Source organism: Streptomyces sp. NBC_01176 (assembly GCF_045039825.1).
Classification (GTDB): domain Bacteria; phylum Actinomycetota; class Actinomycetes; order Streptomycetales; family Streptomycetaceae; genus Streptomyces.
The window spans coordinates 4774231-4793143 of record NZ_CP108600.1 but is presented as its reverse complement, the minus strand read 5'-3'; the positions used below and the strand labels follow the sequence as shown (position 1 = coordinate 4793143).

The window sequence follows — 18913 nt, the reverse complement described above, 5'->3', positions numbered from 1 at the left end:
CTCGCGCCGCTCGGACGTATGTCGTCCAGCCCGTCGACGAGCGTCACGGACGACGGATGCGAAGGCGCGGGCACCTGAATGAGAATGGGGATGTAGACCACGTCCCCGTGCCGGAACTCGGCCTTCCAAGAATTCCGGTAGCACACGACGTCATTCGGACTGCCGCGCGTCGCATAACACTGGAGTGCCGACTTCGAGGATGCGGCCTGCGAATTCCGAGAAAGGGCGCCCGCTTCACCCACTGAGGCGCCCCATGCGCCCCACGCCATACAGCAGCAGGCCGCGGCCAGACCGACACTCCGCAAGGCTGCTTTCTTCATTCTCATCACCCTGAAAGCTGAAGCAAGCTGCGAGTGCGCTGATTTGTTCCCATTGTCGCACGCCGGGGTGATGCGTGTCGGATGATCTCCGCTTCCCGGGAACGTCGTAAGACGGGACGAGAACCAGGTCTAGGCCAGGTCTGGGCCGCCCTATCGACGGTCGGAATCGTGGAGTTTACGAGCGGCCTCGTGGCGGGTGTGGACGCCGAGTTTGTTCAGCACCGCGCCGACGTGATGCCCGGCGGTCTTGGGGGTGATGTAGAGGCGGGCCGCGATCTCGGCATCCGACAGGTCCTCGTCCAGCAGCTTCAGGACGTCCAGCTCCCGGTTGGTCAGCCCGTACGGATTGGCCCGGGTGGCCGCCCGCGGGCCCCGCCGGATCGGGCGGACGCCCCGGGTACGCATCACGGCGCGGGTGCGCGCCACGGCCGGCCGGGCGCCGAGGGCCTCGAAGGCGGCCAGGGCCTGGTGCAGCGCGGGACCGTCACCGGAGAGCCGGGCCAGCGCGGCGTCGTAAGGGCAGCCGAGCGCGTCCCATCGTGCCGCGGCGCCGGCCCAGTCGCCGGCCAGCTCCAGCGCGTGGGGTTCGGCCGCAGGCACCGGCGAGGGCGTCCCTCCGGCGCGGCGGATCCAGCAGGCGAGCGGCCCCGACAGCCAGGGATGGCTGCGCTCTGCCAACGCGTCCAGACCGCGCATCGCCTCCGCCCGCACCCGCTCGGGGTCGTCGGCCAGCCAGGCCGCCTCGACCCGGGCCTCCCACCCCAGGCCCGTGGCCATCAGACAGTCCGCGTCGACCAGGTCCGCGGCCTGCTCGAGCAGCGGCCACACCTGGCCCCTGCCCGTGCGGGCGCGCGCCAGGCCCAGAACGGTCAGGGCCAGGGCCCGGGCGACCGGTGGTGAGTCCGGATGGGACAGGACCGCCTGCGCGGCACCGGCCGCCTGGGTCCACGAGCCCCGGTTGAGCAGCCCCCAGCTGCCCCAGGCCCTCGTACACAACAGGTGGAACAGCAGGTCGTGATCGAGGCAGTGGGCTTCGGCCCGGCGCACGGCCGCGGTGGTCCGCTCGACGTCACGCTGCAGCGCGGCGAACCAGCACAGGACGAGCGCACAGGAGCCCGCGTCCACCGGCAGATCCTGCTCCATCGCGCTGGACACCGCCTGTTCGCAGTCCTCCCAGCCGCGCCCTTCGCTCAGCATCCGGGCCGCCGCGGCATGGAAGCGCGCCTGGACGACCACCCCCGCGTCGGCGAGGTCCTCACCGAGAGCGATCGCCTTCTCGGCGTGGGCGGCGGTCACCGCCACCGCCTCATGCTCGTAGCAGGCCAGCCGGCAGAGGTTCAGATAGGCCCAGGACAGCTCCCGGCTCGGTCCCAGCCCTTCGAGCACCCGCACCGCGTCCAGGGCGGTCTGTCTCGACTCGGCGGTGCGTCCGGCCGGCCACAGCGAGTACGACAGCCGACGCAAGTTCTCCCCCTCACGCAGCGGGTCGCCCGCCGCACCGCGCAGCCGTACCGCCGCACGGAGAGACTCGGCCCCCTCGTCCAGTCGGCTCGACAGGAGACAGGCCTGCGCATGGCCTTCCAGCAGGGACGTCTGCCGGTCGAGCGGCAGGCGGTCGGCGTACCGCAGGGCGCGCGCGTACTGGACGGCTGCTTCCCGGTGCGCGCCCGTCGCGGCGGCGTGGGCGGCCGCCGCGGGCGCGTACTCCAGGACGGCGGCCGGATCCCCGGCGGCCTCGGAGTGATCGGCCAGCAGCGCCAGATCGTCAGGGGTGACCGGGCCGGACCGCATCGCCTCCAGCGCCTGCCGGTGTACCCGCAGACAGCAGGCGGCGGGGACGGCCTCCAGCACCGCGAGTCGGGTCAGCTCGTGGCGGAACTCGGTCTCCTGTCCGTCGGTGCGTACGATTCCGCAGGCCACGGCCTCCTCGAGGGCTTCCTCCGGGGCCGGCAGGACGCCGGCAAGCAGCTGCGGCGAGACCCGGTGCCCCAGGACGGCCAGCACGTCGACGACCGTGCGTGCGGAGGCCGAGAGTCCGGCCAGGCGGCCCGCCACGGCCTCGCGCACCGTGGCCGGGATGGTCTCGGTGGGGGCGGCCAGGATCTCGGTGACGATGAACGGGTTGCCGGCGGACACGTGGTACAGCTGCTCGACGTCGACGGAGTGTCCGGTGGCCAGCCGGGCCACGGCCGGGCGGCTCAAGGGGGCCAGGTCGTGGCGGTACACCCACTGATAGCCCGCCAGAGTGCCGAGGAGAGCGGTCAAAGGGTGGGTGCGGCCGACCTCGTCGTCCCGGTAGGTGGCCACCACCAGGGCGGGAACGCTCGGCAGGCGCCGCGCCAGGTGCCGCAGCAGGTCCATGGTGGCCTCGTCGGCCCAGTGGACGTCTTCCACGACCAGCAGGCTGGGACCGGCGCTCAGGTCGGCGAGCAGACAGTCGAAGACCTCATCGGAACGGCAGGTGCCGGCCAGCGCCCCGGTCAGGCCGGTGCGCACCGCCGGACCCAGGCGCGGGGCCAGGTCCATCAGGGGGCCCAGGGGGCGGGGTGTCGCCAGCGGGTCACAAGCGCCGACCAGGACCCTGATACGGGGGTCGGCCAGCTGGGCCAGATGGCGGACGACGGTGGTCTTGCCGATACCGGCTTCGCCTCGCACAAGTGCGAGGCGTCCAGGTCCGCTCACGGCCGCCTGCAGGTGACCGGCGAGGTCCTGGAGCACGGCCTCTCGCTCTAGTAGGTCCATCACCAGCCATTTTCTCTCCGTGGGCGGAGCCGCGCAAAAGATCCAGATCGGCCGGGACGGGTCGACGGGTGGGGTGGCGTCGCGGAACGCCGGAGGGGATGTGGGGTGGGCCCGGAGGGGACGTGGGGTGTGCCCGGGTGGAAGTTGGGGTGTTCGCCCGATGTTTCCTCGGCTGGGGCAGAGCATGCTGGCCAAGGAGTTCCAGAAACCGGGTCTACCGGTTCGCGGCTCAAACCGACCCGCGCCGAGAATGTCGCGCGACCGCGCCTCCGAAATGTCCCTGGCAGAAAATCCGGCCACAATGCGAAACAAATGTTGCCGTTGTCTGTCGAGCCATGAGATTCCGGAGTGTTGAGTGGTAGACGTGCCAAGATCGGCCCACTGAGCTGGCGGCACATATTACGGAGAATTGCTTCCGTAATCGAAATGGGCTGCGAATCGGCGGCAAGGCCCACACTCATCGGAAAGGGACCATCATGCTCAACAAGATCGCAAAGCGCGCTGCAATGCTGACCGCGTCGGTTGCTCTGGCTGCGGGAGGCGCAATGGTGCCCTCTGTCGCCTTTGCTGCTCCGGCACCCACAGGAACTCACGCGACGGCGCCGAGCGACAACAACAACAACAATAACAACAACCGGGGGCGGGCGAACAACAACAACAATAACAACAACAACAACAACCGGGGTCGCGCGAACAACAACAACAATAACAACAACAACGGAGGCCGCGGGAACAACAACAATAACAACAACAACAACGGAGGCCGCGGAGCCAACAACAACAACAATAACAACAACAACGGAGGCCGCGGGAACAACAACAACAATAACAACAACAACAACGGCGGAGGGGCGAACAACAACAACAATAACAACAACAACGGCGGAGGCGGGAACAACAACAATAACAACAACAACAACGGAGGCCGCGGAGCGAACAACAACAACAATAACAACAACGGCGGGGGCGCGAACAACAACAATAACAACAACAACAACGGCGGAGGGGCGAACAACAACAACAATAACAACAACAACGGCGGAGGCGGGAACAACAACAATAACAACAACAACGGAGGCCGCGGAGCGAACAACAACAACAACAATAACAACAACGGCGGAGGCGCGAACAACAACAATAACAACAACAACAACGGCGGAGGGGCGAACAACAACAACAATAACAACAACAACGGCGGAGGCGGGAACAACAACAATAACAACAACAACGGCTGAATCTCAGAGTCCGGAGGCCGGGTGGATGAAGTCACCCGACCTCCGGACTTTCACGTGCGCGCCCTGCTGCTGCGGGGCAAGGCTGCCACCGGAGCGCGTCGTCGGCGCCCGGATTCCGGGCTCAGGCTGCGGTGCAGCCGTTCAGGCGGCGGGCTGTCGACTCAGCTCTGATTGCAGTTGATGTTCTGATTTACCGAAGTGTTTCTCTGTCCGACATGCCCCGTCGGATAGCAGACCTGGAAGTTGAAGAGTCGCGTAATGCCCAGAACTGAGAGGAGACCTCCGTTGTCGCGGGTCTGGCCTCCGATGTTGTTGTTATTGTTGTTCGTGCCGCCATTGTTGTTGTTATTGTTGTTCGGTCCCCTGCCGTTGTTGTTATTGTTGTTGTTGTTCCCGTCTCTGTCATTGTTCGTGGTGTTCGGAGTTCCGCTGAAGGTCGTGCCCGCGTAGGGGCTCTGAAGGAGTGACGCTTCACCGAGAACCGGGAGGGATTCCCCGCCCCCCTGCGCCTGGGCGCCGCCGACACTGAGGAGAACCGCCGCCGTCGTCGCAGCGCTGATCGTGACAATTCGCTTGGTGAGCTTCACTCGACCAACCTTTCATCGTCCCCGTTGTCGCATCCTGAGTCTCACCGGACAGGATGGCGACGGCGGTGGTGGAACGATTACTAGGCACGCTCGCGGGGTCCGCCATTTCCCCCGTACAGCCCCGGAGCCGCGTACGGCCTGCCGGGACGTGACGACGGGCCTCACGATGTCGACGCTTCGAAGGAAGCGAGAAAAGGGGCCCCTCCCGTTGCCATGCGGCGTGGGAAGGGCCCCTTTCTCGTGCGTATCGCGGCGCGTCCGCCGTCAGCCGTTAGTCAGAACGTGCCCAGCTTGATGATCGACAGGATCGCGATCAGCTGGATCGCCGACGCGGCCAGGGCCTTCGGCCAAGGGAGGTCGTGGGACCTGCTGACCATGAGGGTGAGCAGGGCGCCCGCCGCCACCCACGTCACCCAGCCGAGAAGCTGGACGAAGGACGCGTCGCCGCCGAAGAACATGGCGACGATCAGGCGCGGGGTGTCCGTGATGGACATGATCAGCATGGAGAGGCCGACCGTCGGCTGCCAGGCGCCGTCGCCGCCGAGCTGGCGGGCCAGGGTGTGGGTGACCACGCCCAGGATGAACGTGCTGATGACGATCGCCACGGCCGTCGTCAGGACGATCGGGACGGCGTTGGAGAGCGTGGCGTTGATGACGTCCTCGCGCGCGCCGTCGAAGCCGAAGACCGCCAGCAGGCCGTAGAGGAACGTCACGATCAGGGCCGGGGCCCACATCGTGTAGTCACGCATCTGCAGGAAGGTCTGTTTGGGGCTGGTGACGATGCCCCGCAGCAGGTCCTTCCAGTGCAGGCGGGGGCCCACGGGCGGGGCCGCGGCCTGGCCCGCGCGGTAGGTCTCGCCCTGGCTGTACGGGTCCTCGCCGACCGAGAAGGCCTGGGTGTGGCCAGGGCTGTTCGCCGCGTAGGGGTCCGGGCCCTGCTGCGGGTGCCCGTCGCCGAAGTACTCCGGCTCACCGCCGCCGGGGCCGCCGGCCTGGGGCCAGCCGCCCTGCTGTCCGCCGCCCTGCTGTCCACGGCCGTAGGGCTGCTGCCCGCCGCCGTAGGGCTGACCCCCGTACGGCTGCTGCCGCGAGGGCGCGGGCGGGTAGCCGTACGGCTCCCGGCCTCCCTGTGGGGCCTGCTGCCCGTACGACGGTTGGTGTTGTTGCGGTCGCGCTTGCGGGGCCCGGTTGTCCCGGCCGCGCCCGATCCTGAATCCAGCCACGTAATCGAACGTACCTGGTCTCGCACAGTGACGTGTCGGGCCGGGGCCCGTGGAGCGGGGTTTGGGTCCGAGCTGTGACATCCCTTAAGGGGCCGCACAAGGGCCGAATGGGGGTTTTCCGGGGGTCGCGCGGGAGCCTTGTGAGGGATGTCCCGGCGGGGACGGAGGCGGCGGCGCTCAGGCCGGGTCCGCGGGTGCGGGCCCGGCCTGAGCCGTGCGAATGCGCGTGCGACGGGGACAGCGCGCGCGGTGTCGTCCGAGGGGCCGTACGAGTGACGCGAGCCGTACGCGTCGCGTCGGGCGGGCCGTACGAACGGTCCACGCCCTCCGGGGGAACGCGCCCTTCGCCGAACGCGGACTCAGTCCGCGAAGTTGGCGCCGAAGCCCGGGGTGCCCGTGGTCGAGACGCCCGCGTCGGCCGGCCAGACGGAGCGGGAGCCGGTCGTGGTGATCTTGGTGCCGTTGGAGGGGAGGTAGGTGACCGTGCCGTCACTGGAGTTCTCGTCCGAGCCCACCAGGAGGTCGGCCCTGCCGTCGCCGGTCACGTCGTCGAGCTTGACGTCCAGGCCGAAGAGGTCGCCCTTCTCGTCGTTGCCCGGGACACCCGGGGTGCTCTGCGTGAAGGCCTGCGCGCCGGAGGAGGTGTTGACGCCGTGCGTGGAGCCGTACAGGACGGTGACCATGCCGGCGTCCGCGTGGCCGTCGATGTCCTCGTACGCCGTGCTGACCACGAGGTCCTGGTAGCCGTCGTGGTTGATGTCGCCGAGGTCGAGCTCGTAGCCGAAGCTGTCGTTCTTCTCCGCGGTGCCGGGCACGCTGCCGGTGTCCTGGCTGATCCCGGTGGTCGAGGCGGGACCGGACGCCGAGCCGTAGGTGATGTTCACCTTCCCGCCGTAGGCGGAGTCCGGAGGGGTGGTGCCGTCGCTGAGCTTGGTGTTGTCCCAGGGCGCGCCGCTGACGATGTCGCCGTAGCCGTCGCCGTTGATGTCACCGATGGCCGTGATGATGCCGGTCTTCAGGGTCTTCGCGGCGGAGACGTTCAGGCCGTTCGCCGTGCCGGGCACGTAGTAGTTCGTGTTCCAGCCGTAGTCGGTCTTGGTCTCGAAGCCGTCGACCACCAGGTCGGTGCGGCCGTCGCCGTTGATGTCGCCGGCGGTCAGGTTCAGGGGACCGCGGGCGGTGCCGCCGGACTGGATCGGGGGCTTGACGGTGGTGCGGGCGCGGCCGGCCGCTCCGCCCGTGGTGATGCCGCCCTTGTAGACGTAGATGGTGCTCGACGTGCTCCCGACGGCCAGGTCCGCCTTGCCGTCGCCGTCGAAGTCGCCCGCGGCCAGGTTCTTGCCCCACATGTCGTGCGAGGAGGCGGCCGGGTCGGCGATGTTCACGCCCTTGCCGGTGAGGCCGTTCGGGGAGCCCCAGAGGACCGCGAGGCCGCCGCCGTCGGTGTCGGTGCCGACCTTCTCGTGCGGGGAGGACACGGCGAGGTCGTCGTATCCGTCGCCGTTGAAGTCGGCGTACGCCGTCTCCGAGCCGAAGGCGTCGCCGGCCTCGGCGGTGCCGGGGACCCCGGCCGTGTTCTGGCTGATCGTGGAGCGCTTGGCGGCCGACACACCGGTGGCGGTGCCGTAGAGGGCGACGACCTGGCCGGCGGTCTTGTGGCCGCTCACGTAGGCGCCCGCCGCCGAGAAGGCGACGTCGCCGATGCCGTCGCCGTTGAAGTCGGCGGCCGGGACGGTCGTGGAGTCGGCGGCCGTGGCCGTCGTGGCCGCGATGGTGAGCAGACCGCCCGTCAGCGCGGCCGCGGTGGCCGTCGCGAGGGCGAGCCGCAGCGCGCGGGAAGGGTGGTGCGGGTGCTGCTTGTGCATGCGGGGTTCTCCTGCGGCATGCGGGAATGCCTGGCGGGCATTCCGAGTCAATGGGGTGCGGACGGCCCACGTTCGCCGGGAGTTGCCCCGGTGTTCATGATCGGTCGGCGAACAGGAGACCCACAGGCAGGCAGGAGGGTTGTACGCGAGTTCGGATTTCTTGTGAGGGACGTGAGGGACGTGAGACTCCCGGGGTGGGAGCGTGTCCCCGGGACCGGACGCGGCGACGGCGCCCGCGGGGGAACGCGAACGCCGGAGGCGCTGTCCTCAGCTCCTCCGGCGTTCAGGGGACGTGCCCGGGCTACTTCACCGGCTCGGGCTCCGGCTCGCTCTCGGCCTCCGCGGCCCCCGCCGGATCGACCGGCGTCCGGACGGAGTCGAGCAGCAGCTGCGCGACGTCGACGACCTGGACGGACTCCTTGGCCTTGCCGTCGTTCTTCTTGCCGTTGACCGAGTCGGTCAGCATGACGAGGCAGAACGGGCAGGCGGTGGAGACGATGTCGGGGTTCAGCGACAGGGCCTCGTCGACGCGCTCGTTGTTGATGCGCTTGCCGATCCGCTCCTCCATCCACATCCGCGCGCCACCGGCACCGCAGCAGAAGCCGCGCTCCTTGTGGCGGTGCATCTCCTGCTGGCGCAGGCCCGGGACGGCGGACATGATCTCGCGCGGCGGCGTGTAGATCTTGTTGTGGCGGCCCAGGTAGCAGGGGTCGTGGTAGGTGATCAGACCCTCGACCGGGGTGACCGGGAGCAGCTTGCCCTCGTCGATGAGGTGCTGGAGCAGCTGGGTGTGGTGGATGACCTCGTAGTCGCCGCCGAGCTGCGGGTACTCATTGCCGATCGTGTTGAGGCAGTGCGGGCAGGTGGCGACGATCTTCTTCGCCGACTTCGGCTTCTTCGACTCGGGCGTGGTGTTGCCCTCGTCGTCCGTCTCCTCGCCGAACGCCATGTTCAGCGCGGCCACGTTCTCCATGCCGAGTTCCTGGAACAGGGGCTCGTTGCCGAGGCGCCGGGCGGAGTCACCGGTGCACTTCTCGTCACCGCCCATGATCGCGAACTTGACGCCCGCCATGTGGAGCAGCTCCGCGAAGGCCTTGGTGGTCTTCTTGGCGCGGTCTTCGAGGGCGCCGGCGCAGCCGACCCAGTACAGGTACTCGACCTCGGTGAGGTCCTCGATGTCGCGGCCGACGACGGGGATCTCGAAGTCGACCTCCTTGGTCCACTCCAGCCGCTGCTTCTTGGCCAGGCCCCAGGGGTTGCCCTTCTTCTCCAGATTCTTGAGCATCGTGCCCGCCTCGGACGGGAACGCGCTCTCGATCATCACCTGGTAGCGGCGCATGTCGACGATGTGGTCGACGTGCTCGATGTCGACGGGGCACTGCTCGACGCAGGCGCCGCAGGTGGTGCAGGACCACAGCACGTCGGGGTCGATGACGCCGTTCTCCTCGACGGTGCCGATGAGAGGCCGTTCGGCCTCCGCCAGCGCCGCGGCGGGCACGTCCGCGAGGGCCTCGGCCGAGGCCTTCTCGTTGCCCTCCATGTCCTTGCCGCCGCCCGCGAGCAGGTAGGGCGCCTTCGCGTGCGCGTGATCCCGGAGGGACATGATCAGCAGCTTGGGGGAGAGCGGCTTGCCCGTGTTCCAGGCGGGGCACTGCGACTGGCAGCGGCCGCACTCGGTGCAGGTGGAGAAGTCCAGCAGGCCCTTCCAGGAGAACTGCTCGACCTGGGAGACGCCGAAGACGTCGTCCTCGCCGGGGTCGGTGAAGTCGATGTCCTTGCCGCCGGAGGTCATCGGGAGCAGGCCGCCGAGCGCGGTCGCGCCGTCCGCGTTCCGCTTGAACCAGATGTTCGGGAAGGCGAGGAAGCGGTGCCAGGCGACGCCCATGTTGGTGTTGAGGCCGACCGTGATCGCCCAGCCCATGGTGACGCCGAGCTTGATCATCGCGGTCAGGTAGACCAGGTTCTGCAGGGTGCCGAGGCTCAGGCCCTTGAAGGCGGCGACCAGGGGGTACGACGCCCAGTACGCGGCCTCGTAGTGGTGGACGCCGTGGAGCGCGCCCTCCAGGCCGCGCAGGGTCATGATGGCGAGGCCGATGACGAGGATGACGGCCTCGACGAAGTAGGCCTGGCCGGTCTTGGAGCCCGCGAAGCGCGACTTGCGGCCCGGCTTCGACGGCCGGTTCAGCTGCCGGATCGCGATCAGTACGAGGATGCCGAGCGTCGTGAACAGCGCGATGAACTCGGTGTACAGCTCGTACGGCAGCCAGCCGCCGAGGACGGGCAGCGTCCAGTCGGCCTTGAACAGCTGACCGTAGGCCGTGACGATCGTCAGGCCGAGGGTCAGGAAGCCGACGGCGACGAACCAGTGCGCGACGCCGACGATCCCCCACCGGTTCATCCGGGTGTGGCCGACGAACTCCTTGGCCAGCGTGATGCTGCGGGCTTTCCAGGCGTCGGTCCGGGAACCGGCCGGTACGGGCTGGCCGAGCTTGATGAACCGGTAGATCTGCGCGACGGCTCGGGCGATGAGCGCAACGCCGACCACGGTCAGGGTCAGCGACACAATGATCGCGGCGAGTTGCATTGGGGGCTCCTCGGGCCTGCGAGGTGGGGCTTTGTGTGATTACTAAGCGGTAACTTATGCAGTCCGTCTGAGACTACCCACTTCTTGCGCCGCACTGTAGCCAGCGGTGCGGTGATCTGCGTCGCTGAGGGTTGCCTGACGGGGGTGTCCCTTCCCGGGGTCGCGAGGTCGACACGTAAACCCGATCGTCTTATCTGCGGCACATTTCAGACATTCAACCCTAAGTTGGCGCTGTGCTGTACGGAATCGCCGCCGCCCTCGCCGCCCTGTTCCTCGCCGCCCTGCTCGCCGCGCTGCTGCGGACGCTCGCTCTGCGCCTCGGCGCGGTCGAACGGCGGCAGGGGCGGCTGGTGGCGCTGCTCGGCGGTCCGGCGGTGATCGTCGCGACGGCGCTCGTCGCCGGGGCCGGTGACTGGACGGACGTGGCCCCGCTCGGCCCCGCGGCCGGGCGGCTGCTGGTCGCCGGGGTGGGGGTCGGTGTCCTCGGGCTGGTCGCCGACCTGAGACCCGTACCGCTCGCGGTGCGGGCGGCCGTCGTGACCGCCGCCGCCGCGCTGAGCGTGCCGTTCGACGAACTCGGACTGCCCGCGGGGTTCGTGGCCGTCGGGTGCATCGTCCTCGTCGCGCACGCCTTCACCTCCCTCGATCACGCCGATGGAGTGATGGGGACGGTCGCCGTGGTCACCGCCTTCGCCCTGAGCGGGTGCGCGGCCGCGGAGGTCATGGACGGGGTGGCGACGCTGCTGAGCGTGCTGGCCGCCGCGCTGACCGGGTTCCTGATGCACGGCTGGCCGCCCGCCCGGATCGTGCCGGGGCGCTGCGGCGGCCTGTTCGCCGGGTTCGTGCTGGCCTCGGCCGCGGTGCTGGTGCACGCCGGCCGGGAGGCCGGGTCGGGCGTGGGGGCCGTGTTCGCGCTGACGGTGGTGGCGACCGCCGACGTGGTGCTGGTCCTGGTGTCGCGGCAGCGGGCCGGGCGTCCGCTGCGGTGCGGCGCTCCCGACCACCTCGTCCACCGGCTGCGGCATCTCGGTGTCACCCCGCAGGGTGCCGCGGTGCTCGTCGGGATCACCGGCTTCGCGGGTGCACTCGTCGGCATGCTGATCGACTTGGGGTGGGTGGGGGCTGCGACGGCCCTGTGGGTGGCGGGCGGCGCCGCCGTGGTGGTCCTGGTACTCCTTCGTGTCCCTGTGTATGGGACGAGCTTCCCGGGGAAGCCGCAGGTCAGCGCGTACCTGCGTGTAAGGAACAGATAAGACTTGAGCCCCCTCGACTCAGCTCTGTTGACCGGAAGCTGGACGTCGTGCACACTTGAGTCCGTTCCACTCAAGTCATTGCTGGAGGAATTGAAATGGCACGTGCGGTCGGCATCGACCTGGGCACGACTAACTCCGTCGTCAGCGTTCTGGAGGGCGGCGAGCCCACCGTCATCACCAACGCCGAGGGTGCCAGGACCACGCCGTCCGTCGTCGCCTTCGCCAAGAACGGTGAGGTGCTCGTCGGCGAGGTCGCCAAGCGCCAGGCGGTCACGAACGTGGACCGGACCATCCGCTCGGTGAAGCGTCACATGGGTACGGACTGGAAGATCGAGCTCGACGGGAAGCACTTCAACCCGCAGCAGATGAGCGCCTTCATCCTGCAGAAGCTGAAGCGCGACGCCGAGGCCTACCTGGGTGAGAAGGTCACGGACGCGGTCATCACCGTTCCCGCGTACTTCAACGACTCCGAGCGTCAGGCGACGAAGGAGGCCGGCGAGATCGCGGGCCTGAACGTCCTGCGTATCGTCAACGAGCCCACGGCCGCCGCGCTCGCGTACGGCCTGGACAAGGACGACCAGACGATCCTCGTCTTCGACCTCGGTGGCGGCACCTTCGACGTGTCCCTCCTGGAGATCGGCGACGGCGTCGTCGAGGTGAAGGCGACGAACGGCGACAACCACCTCGGTGGTGACGACTGGGACCAGCGGGTCGTCGACTACCTGGTGCAGCAGTTCAAGTCCGGTCACGGCGTGGACCTCGCCAAGGACAAGATGGCCCTCCAGCGCCTCCGTGAGGCCGCGGAGAAGGCCAAGATCGAGCTGTCCTCGTCCACCGAGACCTCGATCAACCTGCCCTACATCACGGCCTCCGCCGAGGGCCCGCTGCACCTGGACGAGAAGCTCACGCGCGCCCAGTTCCAGCAGCTCACGGCCGACCTTCTGGAGCGCTGCAAGACGCCGTTCCACAACGTCATCAAGGACGCGGGCATCAACCTGTCCGAGATCGACCACGTCGTTCTCGTCGGTGGCTCCACCCGTATGCCGGCCGTCGCCGAGCTCGTCAAGGAGCTGACCGGCGGCAACGAGGCCAACAAGGGTGTCAACCCGGACGAGGTCGTCGCCATCGGCGCCGCCCTGCAGGCCGGTGTCCTCAAGGGTGAGGTCAAGGACGTCCTGCTCCTCGACGTGACCCCGCTGTCCCTCGGCATCGAGACCAAGGGAGGGATCATGACCAAGCTCATCGAGCGCAACACCACGATCCCGACCAAGCGTTCCGAGATCTTCACGACGGCCGAGGACAACCAGCCGTCCGTGCAGATCCAGGTCTACCAGGGCGAGCGCGAGATCGCGGCGTACAACAAGAAGCTCGGGATGTTCGAGCTGACCGGTCTGCCGCCGGCGCCCCGCGGCGTCCCGCAGATCGAGGTCGCCTTCGACATCGACGCCAACGGCATCATGCACGTGACCGCGAAGGACCTGGGCACGGGCAAGGAGCAGAAGATGACCGTCACCGGTGGCTCCTCGCTGCCGAAGGACGAGGTCAACCGGATGCGCGAAGAGGCCGAGAAGTACGCGGAGGAGGACCACGCCCGCCGCGAGGCCGCCGAGACCCGCAACCAGGGCGAGCAGCTCGTCTACCAGACGGAGAAGTTCCTCAAGGACAACGAGGACAAGGTCCCCGGTGACGTCAAGACCGAGGTCGAGGCGTCCGTCGAGGAGCTGAAGGCCGCGCTCAAGGGCGAGGACACCGCCGAGATCCGTACGGCCACCGAGAAGGTCGCCGCCGTCTCGCAGAAGCTGGGCCAGGCCATGTACGCCGACGCCCAGGCCGCGCAGGCCGGCGCCGGCGCCGAGGGTGCCGAGCAGGCCAGGGCCGAGGACGACGTCGTGGACGCCGAGATCGTCGACGAGGACCGCAAGGACGGTGCCGCGTGACGGAGGAGACCCCGGGTTTCGAAGAGAAGCCTGACGTCCCCTCCGGCGCCACCCCTGACGACGCCGAGCCGAAGGACGCCCCCTCCGCGGAGGGGGCGTCCCCGGCCGGGGACGCATCAGCCGCAGCACAGACCGCCGGTCTGACGGCCCAGCTGGACCAGGTGCGTACGGCGCTCGGAGAGCGCACCGCGGACCTCCAGCGGCTCCAGGCCGAGTACCAGAACTACCGCCGCCGGGTCGAGCGCGACCGGATCGCGGTCAAGGAGGTCGCCATCGCGAACCTTCTGACCGAGCTCCTGCCCGTCCTCGACGACATCGGCCGCGCGCGGGAACACGGTGAACTGGTCGGCGGTTTCAAGTCGGTGGCCGAGTCGCTGGAGACCGTCGCGGCGAAGATGGGGCTTCAGCAGTTCGGCAAGGAGGGCGAGCCCTTCGACCCGATGATCCACGAGGCCCTGATGCACTCGTACGCGCCGGACGTCACGGAGACCACGTGCGTGGCGATTCTGCAGCCCGGGTATCGCTTCGGCGAGCGCACCATCCGCCCCGCGCGGGTGGCGGTCGCCGAGCCCCAGCCGGGCGCGCAGTCCGTCAAGTCCGACGACACGACGGCTGAGGCGGCCGAGGACAAGGAGAGCGGTGGCCCGGACGAGGGCTGACGTTGACACGATGAGGAAGGAGGGACGTCGGGGATGAGCACCAAGGACTTCATCGAGAAGGACTACTACAAGGTCCTCGGCGTCCCCAAGGACGCCACCGAGGCCGAGATCAAGAAGGCGTACCGGAAGCTCGCCCGCGAGTTCCACCCGGACGCCAACAAGGGCAACGCCAAGGCCGAGGAGCGCTTCAAGGAGATCTCCGAGGCCAACGACATCCTCGGGGACGTCAAGAAGCGCAAGGAGTACGACGAGGCACGCGCCCTCTTCGGCAACGGCGGCTTCCGTCCGGGGCCCGGAGCGGGCGGCGGCAACTTCAACTTCGACCTGGGCGACCTCTTCGGAGGCGGCGCCCAGGGCGGCGCGGGCGGCGGTGCCGGCGGCTTCGGCGGCGGCATCGGTGACGTCTTCGGGGGCCTGTTCAACCGCGGCGGCGCGGGCACCGGCACCCGGACCCAGCCCCGGCGCGGTCAGGACATCGACACCGAGGTGACGCTGAGCTTCACCGAGGCGGTGGACGGCGCGACGGTCCCGCTGCGGATGACCTCGCAGGCTCCCTGCAAGGCCTGCTCCGGCACCGGCGACGCGAACGGCACACCCCGGGTGTGCCCGACGTGCGTCGGCACCGGACAGGTGGCGCGGGGTTCGGGCGGCGGCTTCTCGCTCACCGACCCGTGCCCCGACTGCAAGGGCCGCGGGCTCATCGCGGAGCACCCCTGCGAGATCTGCCAGGGCAGCGGCCGCGCCAAGTCCTCGCGCACGATGCAGGTCCGTATCCCCGCCGGGGTCTCGGACAGCCAGCGCATCCGCCTGCGCGGCAAGGGCGCTCCGGGCGAACGGGGCGGCCCGGCCGGCGACCTGTACGTCACGGTCCATGTGGACGCCCACCCGGTCTTCGGCCGCAAGGGCGACAACCTCACCGTCACCGTGCCCGTCACCTTCGCGGAGGCGGCACTCGGCGGCGAGGTGCGGGTACCGACCCTGGGCGGCCCCCCGGTCACCCTGAAACTGCCCCCGGGCACGCCCAACGGCCGTACGATGCGGGCCCGCGGCAAGGGCGCGGTCCGCAAGGACGGCACCCGCGGCGACCTCCTCGTCACCGTCGAGGTCGCGGTCCCCACGGACGTGTCGGGCAAGGCGCGTGACGCCCTGGAGGCGTATCGCGAGGCAACCGCGGACGAGGACCCGCGGGCGGAGCTGTTCCAGGCCGCGAAGGGAGCATGAGCAGATGGACGGCCGTCGTCGAAACCCCTATGAACTGACCGAGGAGACCCCGGTCTACGTCATCTCGGTGGCGGCCCAGCTCTCCGGCCTGCACCCGCAGACCTTGCGTCAGTACGACCGCCTCGGCCTGGTCTCCCCGGACCGCACGCCCGGACGCGGTCGGCGCTACTCGGCCCGCGACATCGAACTGCTGCGCACGGTCCAGCAGTTGTCGCAGGACGAGGGCATCAACCTGGCCGGCATCAAGCGCATCATCGAGCTGGAGAACCAGGTCGCCGCGCTTCAGTCCCGTGTCGTGGAGCTGGAGTCGGCCCTGGACGGCGCGGCGGCGGCCATGCAGCAGCGCGAGGCCGCCGTCCACGCCTCCTACCGGCGGGACCTGGTCCCGTACCAGGAGGTCCAGCAGACGAGCGCGCTGGTGGTGTGGCGGCCGAAGCGGTCGGCGGAGTAGTTCCCCGAGCGTCGAAGGGGCCGGGAGGTGGATCACCTCCCGGCCCCTTCGCGTGCGCCGGCCGCCGGGGCCGTGGGCATCGGGCGAAGAGGCCTGCCGGGCGGGCGAGTTGCCCGCGCGGGCGCGGGCGGACCCGGCGACGGCGGAACCGGTCCGCGCGGCGTGGCCGGAGCGAAGGGGTGTCCGCCGTCGGGAACGGCGAGGGCGTCGGCCTGTCTCGGCGGGCGGTGACGTTCTGCCGGAGACCGGTCCCGCGGGTGCGGCCGGGAGGGGGCCGAACCGGCCAAGTCGGCGCCATGGACGCAGCAGTCCGTTTTTCTTCGGTGTGCCCAGGAAAACGACGTTCACGTGAACTGCCGTTTGTAGGCGGCCGAGACATAATCGGTCATTGCGGCCGGAGTTGTGCGATGCGCGCGACGGACCGGTCGGCGAGTGACACAGATCACTTCGGCCCCGGTGCGGGCCGCCCCGTCGCGTCGGACCGGAGTCTCGCTCGCGCGTCCGGAGCTGCGGCGATACTCGGCCATCTTCAAGTCTCCAGGTCGGAGGCGTGGGTTGCCCCGGTCCTGACGAGGTGTGTGGGAACGAAGTACTCCGCAGGGCTTACGTGGAAGTGGAGGTGCAGCCTCTTCCCATCGTGTTCACTTGGAGAACACAGATTGCTGTTGCCATCTCGTTAAGTGGTTACTCCTTGACGCTGAGGTGATCGCCGCGTTGGCTTTCAGCCACCTGGGTCGCAAAGCAGCTACCTCGCCCGGAAGGCACCTGATGTGAACACTCGTAACACCCGGCTTCGTCGTACGGCCATAGCCCTGGCCTCGTCCGCGATCGCCGTCTCACTCGCCGGCTGCGGGGTCGTCGACGGGATCGGCGGCAGCGACTCCAAGGCGAGCCCGACCAAGGGCGACGACATCAAGGTGGGTCTCCTTCTGCCCGAGAAGGCGAACACGCGTTACGAGAAGTTCGACTACCCGATCATCAATGAGCAGGTCAAGAAGCTGACCAACGGCAAGGGCGAGGTCATCCACCTCAACGCCGAGCAGAGCGCGAGCAAGCAGAACGCCCAGCTCCAGCAATTGGTGGACGACAAGGTCGACGTCCTCCTCGTGGACGCGGTCGACTCCAAGGCCATCGCCGGCGGTGTGCGCAAGGCCAAGGCCGCGGGCATCCCCGTCATCGCCTACGACCGTCTGGCCGAAGGCCCGATCGACGCGTACATCTCCTTCGACAACGAGCTCGTCGGCGAGGTGCAGGGCAAGGAACTCCTGAAGGCCCTGGGCACCAACACCGCCACGAAGCAGATCGTGATGATGAACGGCGCGCCCACCGACCCGAACGCGGCGCAGTTCAAGGCGGGCGCCATGTCCGTGCTCGACGGCAAGGTCGAGATCGCCCAGAAGTACGACACCAAGGACTGGGACCCGGCCCAGGCCAAGGCCAACATGGAGAAGGCCATCTCGGCCATCGGCCTCAGCAACGTCGCCGGTGTCTACTCCGCCAACGACGGCCTCGCGGGCGGGGTCATCGACGCCATGAAGACGATGGGTGTCAACAAGGTGCCGCCGGTCACCGGCCAGGACGCCGAACTCGACGCGGTGCAGCGGATCCTGCTGGGCGAGCAGTACATGAGCGTCTACAAGTCGTACCCGCAGGAGGCCACGGCCGCCGCCGAGATGGCCGTGGCGAAGGTCCAGGGCCGCGGGATCGAGTTCGACGCGCTGACCCGCGACAAGGTCGACAGCCCCACGGCCCAGAAGATCCCGGCCCAGCTCGTGCCCGTGGTCGCCCTCACCAAGGACAACATCAAGGAAACGGTGCTCCAGGACAACATCTACAGCCTCAGCGAGATCTGCACGGCCAAGTACAAGTCGGCCTGTGCGGCGGCCGGCCTCAAGTAGCCGTACCTGTCCCGCGACCTGCGCGCGGGAGCCCCGGCCCGGGGCTCCCGCGCGTCCGTCTTTCACGGCCCGGGTGAACCGTTCCGGGTCGGCCGGGGTCTCACCGGGAGACCGTGCTCGATGCGTTCGTACTGGAGGCGCCCATGGCCATGATCGGCCTGTTCTGGATCACCGAGAAGAGCGTGTACGTGGGCGCCGAGCCCGCGGGGAACGGGCGCGGGGTGCGGCTCACCCCCGAGGGCCTGGAGGCCGTGGGCACGGACCAGAAGGGCTTCTGGGCGTGGCGGGACGTGCGCGCGGTCACCGTGCACGACGCGCAGGTGCGTTCCAGTACCCGGTGGCTGGTGAACAGCGTGATGGACACGGTCCTCGACGTGGCCACGGGCGGCGGTGAGGCGCCGCCCGCGTTCGAACTCCACGTCCGCACGGACGAGGAGAAGGTCGAACTGACGGTGTACACGGCGGCCGTCGGGGGCTATGTGCAGTCCGAGTACGAACTGTCGCTGGACCTGTTGGACCGCTTCGTCGAGGGCACGGCGGACGTGGCGCGGCTGTTGGAGTGGGGGAGCGTCGAGGGCGACGGCGTCACACCCTGGCGGGCCGCCCGGGAGGCGCTGCTCAGGAGCTGGGCCACGGCTGTCTGAGGCGAGTCCCTCGCGAGCCGAGGCCCGGTGGGGCGCTCCGTCCTCACCGCACGGGCTGATCCACGCCGGAGTCACCGTTCCCGTCACCGATCCTGAAGTCACCGTCCCCGAAATCGCCCTCTGCGAAGGCCTGTTGAGGATCCCGTGAGCGGAGGGGCGATCCGGCCCCGGGCGTGGCTGAGCGGGCCCCGCGTACTCGTCGCCACGGTTACCTCCAGGGCGAGCCCCGTAACCGTCCCTCGGGCCCTCCAGGCCGTTCCTCACGCCTCCCTGGTGAGCGCCGCCGTCACCTCC

At 68.9% G+C, this 18913-nt stretch carries 13 protein-coding genes; 8 read left to right on the top strand and 5 right to left on the bottom strand.

Translation table 11 applies throughout. The features are described 5' to 3' along the window. Positions 1-470: 470 nt before the first annotated feature. Complete coding sequence (locus OG199_RS20570) at positions 471-3062, bottom strand: helix-turn-helix transcriptional regulator (RefSeq protein ID WP_405830686.1); 2592 nt, start codon at positions 3060-3062, stop codon at positions 471-473. A gap of 545 nt (positions 3063-3607) precedes the next feature. Here OG199_RS20570 and OG199_RS20565 point away from each other — a divergent pair. Next, positions 3608-4297, top strand: a complete 690-nt coding sequence (locus OG199_RS20565) for a hypothetical protein (RefSeq protein WP_405830684.1) — start codon at positions 3608-3610, stop codon at positions 4295-4297. A gap of 161 nt (positions 4298-4458) precedes the next feature. Here OG199_RS20565 and OG199_RS20560 read toward each other — a convergent pair whose 3' ends face one another. From OG199_RS20560 to OG199_RS20545, 4 genes are all read right to left on the bottom strand, one after another. Next, on the bottom strand, positions 4459-4884 hold the full coding sequence (locus OG199_RS20560; RefSeq protein WP_405830682.1) for a hypothetical protein: 426 nt from the start codon (positions 4882-4884) through the stop codon (positions 4459-4461). A 275-nt stretch (positions 4885-5159) separates the two neighbouring features. Beyond that, complete coding sequence (locus tag OG199_RS20555; RefSeq protein WP_356803626.1) at positions 5160-6188, bottom strand: Yip1 family protein; 1029 nt, start codon at positions 6186-6188, stop codon at positions 5160-5162. A gap of 278 nt (positions 6189-6466) precedes the next feature. Next, complete coding sequence (locus OG199_RS20550; RefSeq protein ID WP_405830680.1) at positions 6467-7972, bottom strand: FG-GAP and VCBS repeat-containing protein; 1506 nt, start codon at positions 7970-7972, stop codon at positions 6467-6469. 301 nt (positions 7973-8273) lie between these two features. Further along, positions 8274-10556: a (Fe-S)-binding protein gene (locus OG199_RS20545; RefSeq protein WP_401806663.1), complete on the bottom strand. Its 2283-nt coding sequence runs from the start codon at positions 10554-10556 to the stop codon at positions 8274-8276. Between the two features lie 233 nt (positions 10557-10789). On the opposite strand from OG199_RS20545, the gene OG199_RS20540 reads away from it, so the two are divergent. The 7 genes from OG199_RS20540 to OG199_RS20510 all read left to right on the top strand — a co-directional run bounded on the left by OG199_RS20540 (position 10790) and on the right by OG199_RS20510 (position 18619). Continuing rightward, positions 10790-11809 carry an MraY family glycosyltransferase gene (locus tag OG199_RS20540; protein ID WP_405830678.1) on the top strand — a complete coding sequence of 340 codons (1020 nt, stop codon included), beginning with the start codon at positions 10790-10792 and terminating at the stop codon, positions 11807-11809. A gap of 95 nt (positions 11810-11904) precedes the next feature. Beyond that, positions 11905-13746 (top strand): molecular chaperone DnaK, encoded by a 1842-nt coding sequence (dnaK, locus tag OG199_RS20535; RefSeq protein WP_356803619.1) that lies wholly within the window; start codon positions 11905-11907, stop codon positions 13744-13746. Continuing rightward, positions 13743-14405, top strand: coding sequence for a nucleotide exchange factor GrpE (gene grpE / locus OG199_RS20530; RefSeq protein WP_266700453.1), 663 nt, complete (start codon positions 13743-13745; stop codon positions 14403-14405). The genes dnaK and grpE overlap by 4 nt, the downstream gene beginning before the upstream one ends. A 33-nt stretch (positions 14406-14438) precedes the next feature. Further along, complete coding sequence (gene dnaJ / locus OG199_RS20525) at positions 14439-15626, top strand: molecular chaperone DnaJ (RefSeq protein WP_266700454.1); 1188 nt, start codon at positions 14439-14441, stop codon at positions 15624-15626. 4 nt (positions 15627-15630) lie between these two features. Beyond that, positions 15631-16077 (top strand): heat shock protein transcriptional repressor HspR, encoded by a 447-nt coding sequence (locus OG199_RS20520; protein WP_356809424.1) that lies wholly within the window; start codon positions 15631-15633, stop codon positions 16075-16077. Between the two features lie 770 nt (positions 16078-16847). After that, positions 16848-17975 carry a sugar ABC transporter substrate-binding protein gene (locus tag OG199_RS20515; RefSeq protein WP_401806671.1) on the top strand — a complete coding sequence of 376 codons (1128 nt, stop codon included), beginning with the start codon at positions 16848-16850 and terminating at the stop codon, positions 17973-17975. 113 nt (positions 17976-18088) lie between these two features. Beyond that, positions 18089-18619 carry a hypothetical protein gene (locus tag OG199_RS20510; protein WP_401806674.1) on the top strand — a complete coding sequence of 177 codons (531 nt, stop codon included), beginning with the start codon at positions 18089-18091 and terminating at the stop codon, positions 18617-18619. Positions 18620-18913 lie beyond the last annotated feature (294 nt).